Origin of the sequence: Ruminiclostridium papyrosolvens C7 (genome assembly GCF_000421965.1) — a bacterium.
GTDB lineage: Bacteria > Bacillota > Clostridia > Acetivibrionales > DSM-1351 > Ruminiclostridium > Ruminiclostridium papyrosolvens_A.
The window spans coordinates 156,512-170,424 of the sequence record NZ_ATAY01000098.1 but is presented as its reverse complement, the minus strand read 5'-3'; the positions used below and the strand labels follow the sequence as shown (position 1 = coordinate 170,424).

General features: G+C 42.0%; 23 protein-coding genes. All 23 read left to right on the top strand.

Annotation, left to right across the window (positions count from 1 at the left end):
• The first annotated feature begins 3 nt into the window (after nt 1-3).
• The 23 genes from L323_RS40175 (at nt 4) to L323_RS40085 (ending at nt 13,905) form a co-directional block, all read left to right on the top strand.
• Nucleotides 4-462, top strand: a complete 459-nt coding sequence (locus L323_RS40175) for a regulatory protein GemA (protein ID WP_020817345.1) — start codon at nt 4-6, stop codon at nt 460-462.
• Nucleotides 449-835: a hypothetical protein gene (locus L323_RS40170; RefSeq protein WP_020817344.1), complete on the top strand. Its 387-nt coding sequence runs from the start codon at nt 449-451 to the stop codon at nt 833-835. The genes L323_RS40175 and L323_RS40170 overlap by 14 nt, the downstream gene beginning before the upstream one ends.
• Before the next feature lie 10 nt (nt 836-845).
• Complete coding sequence (locus L323_RS41475) at nt 846-1,022, top strand: hypothetical protein (protein WP_020817343.1); 177 nt, start codon at nt 846-848, stop codon at nt 1,020-1,022.
• Nucleotides 1,019-1,192 carry a hypothetical protein gene (locus tag L323_RS41470; protein WP_020817342.1) on the top strand — a complete coding sequence of 58 codons (174 nt, stop codon included), beginning with the start codon at nt 1,019-1,021 and terminating at the stop codon, nt 1,190-1,192. Before L323_RS41475 ends, L323_RS41470 begins: the two co-directional genes overlap by 4 nt.
• A 28-nt stretch (nt 1,193-1,220) precedes the next feature.
• Nucleotides 1,221-2,099, top strand: a complete 879-nt coding sequence (locus tag L323_RS40165; protein ID WP_020817341.1) for a glycoside hydrolase family 25 protein — start codon at nt 1,221-1,223, stop codon at nt 2,097-2,099.
• 33 nt (nt 2,100-2,132) lie between these two features.
• Nucleotides 2,133-2,456 carry a Mor transcription activator family protein gene (locus L323_RS40160; RefSeq protein WP_020817340.1) on the top strand — a complete coding sequence of 108 codons (324 nt, stop codon included), beginning with the start codon at nt 2,133-2,135 and terminating at the stop codon, nt 2,454-2,456.
• Between the two features lie 137 nt (nt 2,457-2,593).
• A complete protein-coding gene (locus L323_RS40155; RefSeq protein ID WP_020817339.1) occupies nt 2,594-3,025 on the top strand; it encodes a hypothetical protein in 432 nt (143 codons plus the stop codon).
• 15 nt (nt 3,026-3,040) lie between these two features.
• Nucleotides 3,041-3,337 carry a hypothetical protein gene (locus L323_RS40150; RefSeq protein WP_020817338.1) on the top strand — a complete coding sequence of 99 codons (297 nt, stop codon included), beginning with the start codon at nt 3,041-3,043 and terminating at the stop codon, nt 3,335-3,337.
• Nucleotides 3,338-3,341: 4 nt separating this feature from the next.
• Nucleotides 3,342-3,656 carry a hypothetical protein gene (locus L323_RS40145; protein WP_020817337.1) on the top strand — a complete coding sequence of 105 codons (315 nt, stop codon included), beginning with the start codon at nt 3,342-3,344 and terminating at the stop codon, nt 3,654-3,656.
• On the top strand, nt 3,656-4,216 hold the full coding sequence (locus tag L323_RS40140) for a DUF3486 family protein (RefSeq protein WP_020817336.1): 561 nt from the start codon (nt 3,656-3,658) through the stop codon (nt 4,214-4,216). Before L323_RS40145 ends, L323_RS40140 begins: the two co-directional genes overlap by 1 nt.
• Nucleotides 4,209-5,084, top strand: coding sequence for a hypothetical protein (locus L323_RS42195; protein WP_431602542.1), 876 nt, complete (start codon nt 4,209-4,211; stop codon nt 5,082-5,084). The genes L323_RS40140 and L323_RS42195 overlap by 8 nt, the downstream gene beginning before the upstream one ends.
• Nucleotides 4,976-5,977: a phage terminase large subunit gene (gene terL, locus L323_RS42190; protein ID WP_431602541.1), complete on the top strand. Its 1,002-nt coding sequence runs from the start codon at nt 4,976-4,978 to the stop codon at nt 5,975-5,977. Before L323_RS42195 ends, terL begins: the two co-directional genes overlap by 109 nt.
• Before the next feature lie 12 nt (nt 5,978-5,989).
• Complete coding sequence (locus L323_RS40130) at nt 5,990-7,555, top strand: DUF935 domain-containing protein (protein ID WP_020817335.1); 1,566 nt, start codon at nt 5,990-5,992, stop codon at nt 7,553-7,555.
• On the top strand, nt 7,545-8,285 hold the full coding sequence (locus L323_RS40125; protein ID WP_020817334.1) for a phage head morphogenesis protein: 741 nt from the start codon (nt 7,545-7,547) through the stop codon (nt 8,283-8,285). Before L323_RS40130 ends, L323_RS40125 begins: the two co-directional genes overlap by 11 nt.
• Before the next feature lie 143 nt (nt 8,286-8,428).
• Nucleotides 8,429-9,463, top strand: coding sequence for a phage protease (locus L323_RS40120; RefSeq protein WP_020817333.1), 1,035 nt, complete (start codon nt 8,429-8,431; stop codon nt 9,461-9,463).
• 1 nt (nt 9,464) lies between these two features.
• Nucleotides 9,465-9,878, top strand: coding sequence for a hypothetical protein (locus L323_RS40115; protein WP_020817332.1), 414 nt, complete (start codon nt 9,465-9,467; stop codon nt 9,876-9,878).
• Nucleotides 9,879-9,902: 24 nt separating this feature from the next.
• Nucleotides 9,903-10,790, top strand: a complete 888-nt coding sequence (locus L323_RS40110) for a Mu-like prophage major head subunit gpT family protein (RefSeq protein WP_020817331.1) — start codon at nt 9,903-9,905, stop codon at nt 10,788-10,790.
• Between the two features lie 13 nt (nt 10,791-10,803).
• A complete protein-coding gene (locus L323_RS40105) occupies nt 10,804-11,253 on the top strand; it encodes a gp436 family protein (RefSeq protein ID WP_020817330.1) in 450 nt (149 codons plus the stop codon).
• Between the two features lies 1 nt (nt 11,254).
• Nucleotides 11,255-11,467, top strand: coding sequence for a hypothetical protein (locus L323_RS42040; RefSeq protein ID WP_347499129.1), 213 nt, complete (start codon nt 11,255-11,257; stop codon nt 11,465-11,467).
• Entirely contained in the window at nt 11,428-11,754 is a 327-nt protein-coding gene (locus L323_RS40100) for a phage virion morphogenesis protein (RefSeq protein WP_347499145.1), read from the top strand. The genes L323_RS42040 and L323_RS40100 overlap by 40 nt, the downstream gene beginning before the upstream one ends.
• A gap of 2 nt (nt 11,755-11,756) precedes the next feature.
• Entirely contained in the window at nt 11,757-12,245 is a 489-nt protein-coding gene (locus tag L323_RS40095; protein ID WP_020817329.1) for a hypothetical protein, read from the top strand.
• A gap of 13 nt (nt 12,246-12,258) precedes the next feature.
• Nucleotides 12,259-12,474 carry a hypothetical protein gene (locus tag L323_RS40090; protein WP_020817328.1) on the top strand — a complete coding sequence of 72 codons (216 nt, stop codon included), beginning with the start codon at nt 12,259-12,261 and terminating at the stop codon, nt 12,472-12,474.
• Nucleotides 12,475-13,905 (top strand): DUF2586 domain-containing protein, encoded by a 1,431-nt coding sequence (locus L323_RS40085; RefSeq protein WP_020817327.1) that lies wholly within the window; start codon nt 12,475-12,477, stop codon nt 13,903-13,905.
• Nucleotides 13,906-13,913: the final 8 nt, after the last annotated feature.

Sequence of the window (13,913 nt, the reverse complement as noted above, 5' to 3'; positions counted from 1 at the left end):
ATCATGCAAGGAAAAATTTACGGGGGGCGTAATCGCCCCCACTACTCTATCCGCACAATTTGGGGACTTGCAAAGTCACCTGAGCTTTCCCTAGATGATGAAGACCTATATGGTATCATCGGTAGAGAAACAAAGAAGGACAGTATGAAGAAACTCACTCAGGGTGAAATTGACAAGGTATGCCGTGTACTCTCCAATTTGAAGGATGGTATTCAAAAGGCCGAGCAACGAAAACGGACAGACGAAGGCGGAAATCTTTTGACAGAGAATTTACGCCGTAAGATATACGCCCTTACTGGTGAGCTTGGTTGGAATGATAATAACGAGAGAATAAACGGATTTTGCAAGAAAATGTTTAAGGTCGAGCGTCTTGAATGGTTGACAGTTTCACAGAGTCACAAGCTGATTGAGGCCCTCAAAAAGATGGTCGACAGAAAGGAGAACTCTGATGGCAGCAACTAAGACAAAAAAGCCAAGGGAATTAACCAATCGTGAAAAGACTGAACGGGCCGAATTTAAAAAAATGCTTCAGGATAAAGGTTTAATTCCTCCCGATAAACCCAAACTCAACCGCAAGAAATTTGCCGAGGAGGTTTGGAAGGAATTCAAAGAAGAATGCAGCACTTTTGAGGCAGTCCTTGAACTCAGACAATCTCTCGGATGCATGGTATCGGATAAGATGAACAAGGTTACTGAGGAGCAAGTCGGAGTTCTGAAGCTTATGAAGATAACCGTTGAAGTTACTCGGTTTAAGAAAAGGCTCAAGGATGAAGGCCGCAGCTCTTACACCATAGGGGAATTACTGGACATAGTAACCCCAATATTAAGACTTTAGGAGATTATCAATGCCAAGAGCTATTTTAGAAATTGACATGCCTGACAATTGCTTAAAATGCACTATTTCAGATTTTGAAATGTCAGGAAGTTCAGAAAACTTATTTTGTCCAGTGCTCAGTATTGAAATAGAAAATTTTATTGAAAGGCATAAGGACTGCCCTTTGAAGGAGGTTAAATCAGAATGATTAAATTAAACCATGATGTAGTTGATAACGGTCAGGTACTGCTATACAAGGATAAAATGTATCCCATAAAAGCAGAAGAGCCTTCAGATAAGCCCGGTAAAGTAATTCTAGTGATTAACAGTGAGATTGAAGGCGAAGAAGTCTTAATTGAGACAGACATAGAAGAATAACCCTAATTTTAAAAGGAGATTGAGAGATATGGCACAGATAAACAAGAACGGTATTGATGTTTCAAAACATCAGGGAGTAATTGATTGGAACAAGGTGAAGGCTGCCGGAATTGAGTTCGCAATTCTGAGGGCGGGTTTTGGGAACAACAATATTGACGAGCAGTTCAAAAGAAACATTTCGGAGTGTAACAGGCTTGGAATCCCGGTGGGAGTTTATTGGTTCAGCTACGCTTTGAACGCTGAGAATGCAGTTCGTGAAGCTCGGCAGTGTATAGCATTGATTAAGCCTTATAAGGTGGAATACCCCGTTTGCTATGACATTGAGTATGACACAGTAACTCGGGCCAGAAAGAAAGGCGTTACAATCGGCAAGGTACAAGCTACGGCTTTTGTAAAAGCATTCTGCACCGAGGTTCAAAAGGCCGGATACTATGCAACGAATTATGCTAACAAGGACTACATAAGGAATATGCTGGATATGAATGCCTTGAGAGGTTTTGACTTATGGTATGCATGGTACAATAAGAATTGTGACCGCAATGATGTCGGGCTGTGGCAGTATACAAGCAGCGGAAAGGTTCCGGGCATTAGCGGAAACGTAGACCTTAACATATCATTCAAAGATTACCCATCAATAATAAGGAGTGCCGGACTGAACGGTTTCAGTAATGGAATCACTCCTCCGAGCAAAGATATAAAGCCCCCCACTAACAACTATAACAAAGGTAAGCCGATTGTCAAAGGCGGAAAAGTAAAGATACTGAAAGCTATACAATACAACGGCAAGCCGTTTAAAGCCTATTACGGTTCATACGATGTTATAAGCGTGAGCGGTGACAAAGTTGTAATAGGTATCGGTAAGACAGTAACCGCAGCCGTCAAAGCTTCGAACCTTTCAGCTATATAAATAAGGTAATGCTCCGGGAAAGGAGGACAACCGATGGAAGCAGCATATGCAAAGGAGCTGACACTTGAACAAATTCCCGATGGCCTATATAGGCAAATTGCAGAAGCAATCGGTATTATGAATTTTGTTGAGCTCACCCAAATAGTCGGAGGCTCCACAATATATCTACCAAAGACCGAGAGCATTGTCCGTCCTGTAAGAGACGCAAAGATTAGGGCAGAGTTCAATGGTTACAATCATTTAGAACTCTCGAAGAAGTACGAAGTTACAGAGCGGTGGGTTCGGCAATTATGTGGAGAAGGACACGCCGAAGGACAGCTTTCCCTCTTTGATTATGACCAGGGAGGCAATGGATAAATACCCCAAAATTAGGAAGAAAACCTCAGAAGTACTACATATATAAGGTTCTCAAGAAACACTGTAATATTAACCATAGGAGCTATGCTCCTATGGTTTTTTATTTTAGTCAAAATTTTTGGATAGGAGGAATCAACATGGAAGCGATTCAATCGACAGTCAGTCAGGCACTTGTCACCGTTACCATTTCTCTCATTGGGTTACTTGCTGCATATGCTACATATGGCATACACAAGGCTACTCAGAAGGTGAAAACTCAGACGGCACAGCTCAAGGATGAAGATGCTCGTCGTTTGCTCAACAATGCACTTGAGGATGTTGAAGAATTGACGATTGTCACCGTTGCATCTATTGAGCAGACTACAGCAAAACAGCTCAGGGAGGCTGTTAAGGATGGAAAAGCCGAACGTGAAGAACTTGTTGCCTTGTCAAAACAGGCAGTCAATGAAATTACGGCCTCAGTCAAGCCCGGTACACAGAAAATTATTGAAGAGAATCTCGGCAACTTCAGAGATTACATCTCCAAACTTGTTGAGGAGAAGGTTCTCAAACTGAAGACACTAACTTAAACAAGGAGTGAGCACATGCAAGGAAGTCAAATTCTCATGTACGCACTTCAAACCATTACAACACTTGTTATTGCCCTTATAGGTTGGGGCGTAAAAAGTGCTATCTCCGACATGAAGGACGCTATTAAAAAGAATACGTTTGACATCGAGAAGGTAAAAACGGAGCTATCGGAATTAAAGAGTGACCTTCCTCTCGTTTATGTACTGAGGGAGGACTTCATCCGAACACTTAACAATGTTGACAAGAATATGGGCGACATGAACGGTAAGTTGGACAGAATTTTACAAATAAAAGTAACAAAGGAGGGATGACATCATGGACGATATGAGCGAGCTTGAGGTAAGCCGCAACAAAGCTATTCGTGGTTACATTATCCGCAGCCTCGTTAAAGGTCATCAGAACACACTTCTCTTGAGACAGATAACAAACGCACTGGTCGCTGATGGGATGATTGTCTCCCCTGACATCAGTAAGCCGCTTGATTATCTATTGGAAGGCGGATATATCACTTTTGTGGATAAGGCAGTTAATGCATATAATGCGTATCGCAAGGATGCAGTTATAAAACTAACCAAAAAAGGCGTTGACCTTGTTGAATCCACAATCGAAGACGCGGGAGTTGATGTGTAATGGCTGAGAGAAGACGAACAAGAGTTAACTCAAAGATTACACAGCTACCTGAAGATATTAAGGAGCAGCTAGATGCACAACTCCTTGATACTTCTAACACATATGATGATATTGCAAAGTGGCTCAAAGGCGAAGGCTTCAACATAAGCAAAAGTGCAGTCGGTCGCTATGCGATAAGAGCCAATCAAGCTGCTCAGCGTGTTGCTGAGACACTAGAAAGGACAAAAGCAATAGCCGCAGCCGTCGAAAAAAATCCAGACCTTGACTTCACAAAGGCATCAAGAATGGTTTTGATGGACGGCCTAATGCAAAGGGTGTCTACAGCAGAGGATGACTTTGCAGAAATGCCACTTGATAAAGCCGGAAAGCTTATAGCTTCCCTTTCCCGTGTGGGAGTTTATGAGCAGAAGGTCAAACGAGATTATAAAAGTAAGATGGAGCTCGCCTTTGAGGCCCTTGAGGAAGACCTTTTAAAGGCAATCAAGGCAGACCCGCAGCTTTCAAAAGAGCTACACGCAGTCCTCCAAAAGGCCCGCGACCGGATACTGACAGATGATTAACCTGAAGGAATACATCGAAAAGCTTGAGGAGCCTGAAGACCGTGAGGAGGTTGCAAACCGACAATATCAGCGTGAGCTCTTCGAGAAATACGCAACACGGGAAGGAAAACACAAGGAAGAACGGGAGCAGCTCCTGAAGGAGTTTCATAACGGAGCTGAACTTGCAGGCCCGAAGGGATTGAGAAAACGTCTCGGAGCATTTGACCTTGAATATTTTGGTAGGGCTTACCTTCCCCACTATTTTGTCAGGGAATCACCGAAGTTTCATAATGAGCTTGATAACATATGGGAAGTCGGTGTAATGAAGGATAAGAACGCAATCCGGGATGCAAAAGAAATCTCCCGGGCTGAAGGATGCAGGAGAGCGATAGAAGCTCCACGTGGACACGCTAAGTCTACGACATTCACCTTTAAGGATACGCTTCATGCTTCAGTCTATGCATACAAGCATTATGTCATTATACTTTCGGACAGCTCTGACCAAGCAGAAGGATTTCTGACAGATATCAAAACAGAGTACGAAGAGAATGCAGCTATCCGGGAGGATTTTGAAATATGCCAAGGCAAGGTTTGGAAAGCAGGAATAATCCTCTTATCAAACGGAGTAAAGATTGAAGCAATCGGCAGCGGTAAGAAAATCCGTGGTCGTCGTCATAAGCAATGGCGTCCCGACCTTATTATCTGTGATGACCTTAAAATGACGAGAATGTCAATACACCTGAGCAGAGAAAGAAGCTTCGGAACTGGTTCTATAAAGCAGTGTCAAAAGCAGGAGACACTTACACCGACATTGTGTATATCGGAACCCTCCTCCACTTTGACGCCTTACTTGCAAATGTTGCAAACAACCCAAGCTATAAAACTGTAAAATACCGTGGTGTTATAAGTTTTGCAACCGATGACACATTATGGGACGCTTGGGAAAGAATCTATACCAACCTTGCAAATGAGAACAGACAGGAAGACGCTAAGGAGTTCTTTGAGGCTAATCGTGAAGAGATGCTTGAAGGCACTGAGGTGCTATGGGAAGCTAAGCTCAGTTACTACGACCTTATGGTTATTCGTGTATCTGAAGGAGAAGCTTCATTCAATTCTGAAATTCAGAACGACCCTATTGACCCAGAAAGTTGTTCATTTCAGGAAGAGTGGTTTGACTTCTATGATGACGACGGAAAAACTGTACCTGACTTCTCGGATACAAAATTTTTGTTCATTGGCTCTAATGACCCGTCGCTTGGTAAGAATAAGAAGTCTGATACATCCTCAATATTTGCACTTGCAAAAGATATAAAAACTGGATTCATGTATGTGGTCATAGCAGATATTGAAAAGCGAAAGCCTGACAAGATAATTGACGATGCAATCGAAGCATCCAAGCGACTCAAGCGAGAATACAAGCGGCCTTATTATAAGTTTGGAGTCGAAGCAGTGCAGTTTCAATATTACTTTGCAGAGATTATGAGACAAAAATCTGCTGAGGTTGGAGAGTTTCTCCCAATAGAGGAAATCAACAGTACACAAAATAAGGATGCCAGAATACAGAGTTTACAACCATTTATTAAAAACGGCTATATAAAATTTAGTAAGAAGCATAAAGCACTTTTAAAACAAATGTTTGAGTATCCTATGGGCAAGAATGACGATGGCCCTGATGGATTGGAAATGGCTGTTAAGCTCGCATTATCTGTAAAAATAGGAACTAAGGTTGATTATAAGTCGGTAATCAGCAGAGCTCTTAAATTTAGGAGTGGCTCATATTAAAGGGGTGAAACGATGAAAAAAGTTCAGAAAAGATTAAAAGTGGTTACTCCCAAGAGGCCAGACTTGACTGAGATTGCAGTTGCTCAAGTTCAGGACAAATATTCTGACTATCCAAGCAACGGCCTCACACCTGTTAAACTTGCAAATATTTTCAGGGAAGCCGACTCTGGGGATGTACTTCGTCAGATGGAGCTTTTTGAAGAAATGGAAGAGAAAGACCCTCACCTCTTTAGTCAGCTTCAGACTCGAAAAAATGCTGTCACTGGCCTTGACTATGAGATTATTCCTTTTGACGCTGATGATGAACGTGACAAACAAATTGCTGAGTTTGTTGCACAGGAAATCAAAAGCATTGAAAACTTTGAGGATGTTCAAATGGACTTACTCGATGCAATAGGTAAAGGTTTCTCAGTATCTGAAATCATATGGGACTATGACAATGGGAATACCGTAATTAAAGACATTAAGAGTAGATATCAAAAACGTTTCTTTTGGGATTATAACGATGACTTCAAAGTTATAACAAAGGAGTCACCAAGTGGTATTCATATCCCTGAGAACAAATTCATAGTTCATAGGTACAAAGCTCGCAGCGGACATCCATCCAGAGCAGGAGTACTCAGGGTAGTTGCTTGGATGTATTTGTTCAAAAACTATGACCTTAAAGATTGGGTCAGTTTTTGCGAAATATTCGGGATGCCGCTTAGACTTGGCAAATATGCTCAAGGTTCAAGTGAAGATGATAAAAAAGCACTGATGCAAGCCCTTATTCAAATTGGCACTGATGCAGCGGGAATAATCCCAGACGGAACGGAAATTGATTTTAAAGAAGCTGCAAAGACTTCAAGTACAGATGTATACGAGAGACTTGCCCGGTACTGTGACGAGCAAATGTCAAAGGCAATTCTCGGTCAGACACTTACTTCAGATAGCGGCGGTGGAAGCTTCGCACAGTCAAAGACGCATAATGAAGTAAGACACGACCTGACGGTCGCAGACTGCAAGGCTCTTGCTGCTACATTGCGAAGGGATATTATACGTCCACTTGTTCTATTCAACTTCGGAGAAGACAGACGAATTCCATATATACGGTATGACTGTGAAGAAGCTGAAGACCAGAAGGAAACGGTTGGGATATATAAACAGCTTATTTGTGACATTGGCCTCAAGGTTCCGACTGCTCACCTTTACAAGAAATTTTCTATTCCAAAGCCGGAGAATGGCGAGGAGGTTGCTACTCCAAGTAACGGAACAAGCTTTCCACTTCCGATGAAACAAAGGACACAATTAATAGCCAATAAGGAGACAGCCAAAGAAGAACTTGGAACACAGAAGCACATTGATAACCTTGCAACAGTGGTGACAAGGAAAAGCTCAGGCTTATTTCAAAAGCTTTTTGCCCCTGTTCTCAAGATGCTTGACAATGCTGAAGACCTTGACGAGGTTAAGAAACTGTTTGAAAACGAACAGCTTGTAACTAAGCTTGCAGAGGATATGGATGTCAGAGACATTGAGGAGCTCCTTCAAAGGGCAATGCTTGTAGCAGACCTTTCAGGGCAGGTGACGAATGATGGATGACATTGAAAGCATTATCTCTCTGAATAAAGAGATGACCTTTGAGGAAGCAGTTGATTACTTCAAAGGGAAAATTCCTATAACAATGAAGCAGTTCTATGAACTTTCAGCAGAGTATCAAACTCTCGCCTTCACTGTCTCAGGATATACAAAGGTTCAAGTCCTCAAAAAGTTTCATGACGAGCTTCTCCGGGCCATCAAGGATGGAGAGACTATGCAGAGCTTCAGGGACAAGATGAACGAATTCCTTGAAATTGAAGGTTACGAAGGAATAACAAATTTTCAGGCGGACAATATTTTCAGAACAAACACACAAGCAGCTTACCAAGTTGGACACTACAGGCAAATGACAGACCCGGATGTTTTGAAGCTTCGCCCCTATTGGATATATGACGCTGTAAACGATACTCATACTCGCCCTTCCCATTTGGCTATGGATGGAAAAGTTTTTCCGGCAGACTCCCCTGTTTGGGATGTATGGTATCCACCGAATGGATTTCGTTGTCGTTGCACGGTTCGCTCGCTTTCAAGGAGACAAGTCGAACAGCAGAACCTGACAATAGAAAATGAGATTCCCAAGGCTGCACAGCTTCAGGACGGTCGCTTTGTAAATGTCATACCTGACCCGAGATTCCAAACTAATCCGGCAAAGGTGCCATTTACTCCTGACCTCAAAGGATATCCTGAAACACTTGTGAAAGCATACAACAAACAGGTAAAAGGTAAAAAGTAGATATTGGAGTTTAAAAGACCTGTAGAGTATTTAAAAATAGTAAGAGGGTAATTTTCCCACTTATCAAAATATCATGCGTTAGCACGCGTGCTAACGGGGTTAACGGCGAATAAATACACATTATGATTGTTAGAGGTGAGTAAATGGCAAAATTATTTGTTTGTAGCGGTAGCCAATCGGAAATAAACGGAGCTCCCGGAAAAATAAAGATACTTCCTATTGGACACGTTAAAAGCCAAAAGGGTGACTTCAATGTTGACGAGGAAAGCTTCCGTCTGATGAAACAGACATTTCAGGAACGGGGTATCGACATTGTGATTGATTATGAGCACCAAACACTTGAAGACGTACAAGCTCCGGCGGGCGGATGGATTAAAGACTTATCCCTCGAGGACGGAGCAATTGTGGCAAAGGTAGAATGGACTCCAAAGGGAAAACAGTACCTTGAAAATAAAGAATACCGTTATCTCTCACCCGTTGTACTTGTTAGAAAAAAAGACAGTAAGGCAATAGTTTTGCATTCAGTCGCATTGACGAACACACCCGCCATTGACGGAATGTTCCCAATAATAAATTCTATCGAAATTGAGGATTATGAAGGAGGAAACAGTATGAATATTTTAAAACAGCTTGCAGCTCTTTTGGGACTCGGCGAGGATGCAACCGAAGAACAGGTCATCGAAGCATTAAAGGCCCTCGTTGAGGATGCAAAAAAGCTTAAAGAAAAGGCTGTAAATACTGAAGCCGAGGGTAAGGTTGTAGCAAATAAGGTCATTTGTGAGATGTTGGGACTTAAAGCAGGAGCTAAGACTGAAGATGTGGCTGCTGCAATTATAGCCTTGAAGAACACAAATACTTCGAACACCATTGAAACTGAGTTTAAAGCACTCAAGGAAAGACTCGCCCAGAGGGATGCGGATGATGCTGTACTTATGGCCCTTAAAGCGGGGAAACTTACTCCGGCTCAAAAGGATTGGGCTACAGAGTACGCTTTGAAAGACCCGGAGGGCTTCAAGTCTTTTGTTGAGAAAGCCCCTCAAGGTGTTCCTATGGGTGAACTTGAAATTGAGACAAAGGCTAACAAAGAGGATAGCTTTGATGAAGCAACATTGCGTATTTGCAAGCAGCTCGGCGTAGGTGAAGAAGACCTTAAAAAATATGGAAAGGACGTGAGATAACATGGCATTATCAGCAGGAAGAAATACAGCAGAGCTACTTTTGAATGGACAGAGTATTGTTCTTCCGGTTGCAGCAGGAGCAGTCATTTTTGATGGTAGTCTAGTTGTACTAAATGCAACAGGTTACGCAGAGGCTGCAACCAAAGCCGAAGGATTAACAGCGGCAGGCCGTGCTGAGGAGTACGTTGATAACAGAAACGGTGTAGATGGAGACTTGACTGTTAAGGTTAAAAGAGGTGCTTTTGTTTGGGACAACACAATTACAGAAGCTAACAAGGTTAAACCCGAACATGTCCTGAAGGACTGCTACATTGAAGATGACTGCACTGTAACAGCATTAGCAACAGGTAGCTCTCGGGCAGGAAAAGTACTTGCAGTATCAGACGACGGCAGTGTTACCGTTGAAACTCTTTAATAAAAACAGGAGGAATCATTAACTATGATAGTTAATCAACAATCTTTAAGAGGTATTTTTACAGGTTTTAAAACTATTTTTGCCAAAGCTTTCGACCAATCAAAAACTCTCTGGGACAGGGTGGCAACAAAAGTTCCTTCAGAGGCAGGAGAAGAAAGTTACAAATGGCTCGGTATGATACCAAGAATGCGAGAATGGATTGGAGACCGACAGATTCAGAATTTGAGTGCAAGTGACTACACTATCAAAAACAAGGATTTTGAGCTTACGATTGGTGTAGACCGTAACGACATTGAAGACGATAAGGTTGGATTATACACTCCGGCCATTCAGGATATAGGTCAGAGTGCTGTTACTTTCCCGGATGACCTTGTTTTTACACTACTAAAGAATGGATTTGTAAACAAGTGCTACGACGGGCAACCGTTTTTCTCCGACGCTCATAAGGTTGGAAAAAAGACAGTCAGCAACAAAGGGGACAAAAAACTTTCCCCGACTTCATATGGAGCAGCCAGAAGCTCCATGATGTCACTCACAGATGAAAACGGTAAAAGCTTGAAGTTAATTCCAGACCTTCTTGTTGTAGCTCCAAATGAAGAAGCAAACGGAAGAAAGATACTTCTTGCCGATGAAATTGATGGCACAACCAACATATACAAGGATACAGCGGAATTACTTGTTGTTCCTGAGCTTGCAGGAGCGGACACTCAGTGGTATCTCCTTTGTACTTCAAGACCTTTAAAACCGCTTATTTACCAAGAAAGAAAGGCACCTCAATTTGTTGCTATGGTAAATGACGCAGATACTAATGTATTTATGAAAAAGCAATTCCTTTATGGTGTCGATGGAAGAGCAAATGCAGGATATGGTTTTTGGCAGATGGCTTACGGAAGCACTGGTGAGAAAGAGTAAAGGATGATGCGAAATGACTTACTGTACAGTTGGAGAAGTTCGAGGAATGTTAAAGGATGACGCTCTGAACACAATAATTGGCAGTGAATACATAGAGGATGTTGCAGAGCGTGAAGCAAAAATCGTTCCTATCATCGAAGGTGCAATAACTGACGCTGAGGCAGAGATTGACGGATATATCGCAAAAAGATACTCACTTCCTCTATTTCCTGTCCCTCAAGTCATTAACAAGTTCGCCAAGGACATTACCGTTTATAACTTATATTCACGAATAGGCATAGATGAAAGCGACAGAGAAAAGAACTATCTCAACAGGTATAAAGCAGCAATTAGGTTCTTTGAACTGCTTGCTGATGGAAAGGTTGAAATCGGAAAGGTAAATACAACTCAGGCAGCAAAAACGGGCTTTTCAGTTTCATCTAATCCTCGCCTATTCTCACGGAACCAACTGAGGGGGATGTGAAATGTACAGTATACGCCTTGATGGTGATACACGAAGATTGATAAACCGAATGAGACAACTCAAGGAAATCGACAAAAAGGGTATTAATGATACTATTGCTGAGGCTGTCAGAGGTTCAACCGTAGAACGGTTCCGAACCGAAAAGACCCGGACGGAAAGAAGTGGAAGAAATCAATCCGGGCTGAGCAGGAAGGCGGTGTCACTCTGGTTGTAAGTGCTGGCCTGAAGAACTCTATCAAGTCAAAGTCCGATGCTTCAGGTTTTACGGTTGGTACTAATAAAATTTATGCAGCAACTCAGCAACTAGGTGCAAAGAATAGACGTATCACCATCCGGGCCAAGACATCAAAGGGCCTTGTTTTCCAAATGGAAGGTCGTTGGATACGAAAAAAACAAGTAAATGTGAGAGTAAATATTCCTGCCCGCCCCTTCCTCGGTCTGAGCGATGAAGACATTGAAGAAATCAGGGGAACTCTTGAGGATTATTTTATGGAGGATTAGCAATGTTTACAGAATGCAGAGAATACCTATTAACAAAGCTAAAGGAAGCAGGAATCCATTCAAAACCCTACACTAGCATGAAGAGACTTAGGGCCTCTCAAGAGACTCATGTTGGGGCTGTACTCTTTGAGGAGGAGTCTTTCAACCGAAGCGGCACAAAAACTATATTCAGTGACCAAACAGGTGAACGACATAAGAGGCGAAAGATTTTCTCCCGAGAGACAACCTTCAGTGTGATAATAGGAGACCCAGACCCAACGAAAACTGAAACGATATTTGAAGCGTTTCTAAGAATCATTGATTCAGGAATTTATATCAATGGAGACTATACTCCCATCCAAGTTGAGGAGGCAGAATGGGTTGACGACGATGACAGTATACTCAAGGCAAAGGTTGCAGTTAATTTTAAGGTTAAGTTTTTAGGTGGCGTATATAAAGACTCAGACTTTGTAAAGATTTCGGATGTGGTGATTGAATCGGTAAAGAAATGAAAGGAGACTCAAAATGGCAGAAAAGGAAAAACAACAGGAATCGGCTACAATTACAGCTCCACTCTTCCTCGTTGATGAACTTCAGAGAAAAAAGAAAATTCCAACACCAATTTTAAACGGTGTATGTGCTGCTCAAGGGTGGAAGTCAGGAAAGATGGTGGAGGAGGAAGAATTCGATGCAGCAGTTAAAAATTTCTCTGGTACTCCAATCGGAAAGAAGGTGAAATAATTGCTTAGAGACGTTACAACAAACATAACAGATGGCCTTCTTGGTCTTAATTCCAATAAGGGCGATGGAGTACATTTAAAAATAGGAGTCTCCCCTGTTATCTCTGACACTCCTATTGTTATAACTGGAAACATGACAGCAACAAAAATTAAAGAATTACTTGGGTTGAGTCCCCTTGCTGATAAGGTTATGGATTCAATTGAAAATGGTTCAAGTCGTATATATTGTATCCCGGTTTCTGCCTCTACAGCAGGAAGCAGAAGCACAGTTGAAAAGATTGCAACAGGTTCAGGGTCTTTGTCGGTTAGTGGAAACCCATACAATGCTTTTAATGTGATAATTAAAATTACAGGACAAGGCCGCAGAAATTCAGCATTATTTATATACTCAATAGATGGCGGATACAGCTATTCCGATGAACTGACAGTGCCTTTGACTGGTCAATATGAAATACCATTAACTGGCTTAACAATTACTTTTACTGAAGGCGCGGAATCTGACGTTGAAACATCATTTCTTGTCGGAGATGTATTCAAGTTCAAAACTACTGCACCTACCATGACCAATAGCGACGCTCTTGCATCCATTGATAAGCTGAAGTATTTCAATGAGTATTATGAATTGGTTCATATAGTCGGGGAATCACAAAAGGCTTTATGGTCGGCAGTATCAGAACAACAGGTCGTTCTTGCAACTTCTTATCATAAACCGCTCCTCTTTGTGCTTGAAGCATATGCCCCAGATGATAATGAAAATGTTTCAGCATACGCCCAGAGACTTGAAGCAGATAAAAAGGATGTCAAAAACACCGACATACAGGTTGTCGCTGCACGCTCGCTTTACATAGGAATGGATGGTATAACAAGAGAAATCAATAACGCCGGAATAGTATGCGGATTGTATTCTAAGTCGGAAGTACATCAGAGTATAGGCAAGACAAGGGATACCTCTGGAATGGGAATATCCAAAACAAAGATGCTTGAGCTGAGACCAAATGGAATAGAGGAATACATAGAGCTTCTTGATACTGCAAAATATCTGACATTCCGTTCATATGACGGACTTGATAGCTTCTTTGTTACAAATGCACGGGTCATGTCTCCTGAAGGTTCTGACTATCGCTATGCGGAAGATGTTCGTGTTAAGAATAAAATCATCAGAGAAGTACGCAAGGAAGCTCTTCAGCTCCTTCAGGATGATATCGACCTTGAGGATGTTCAGAATGAACTTGAGACCAGAGCGAAATTCATGCAGACTCCGCTTGATGATATGGTCAAGCTGAAGGAAATAACCTCGGCTACAATTACCGTCCTAGAGGGACAGGATATAATTATGACTGAAAAAATGTCTATAGTTATAAGATATGTCTCCCGTGGCTATATCAGAGAAATAGAAGTTGACCTCGGCAGAACCAAACCGAGTTCGGACTAGAAGGAGGC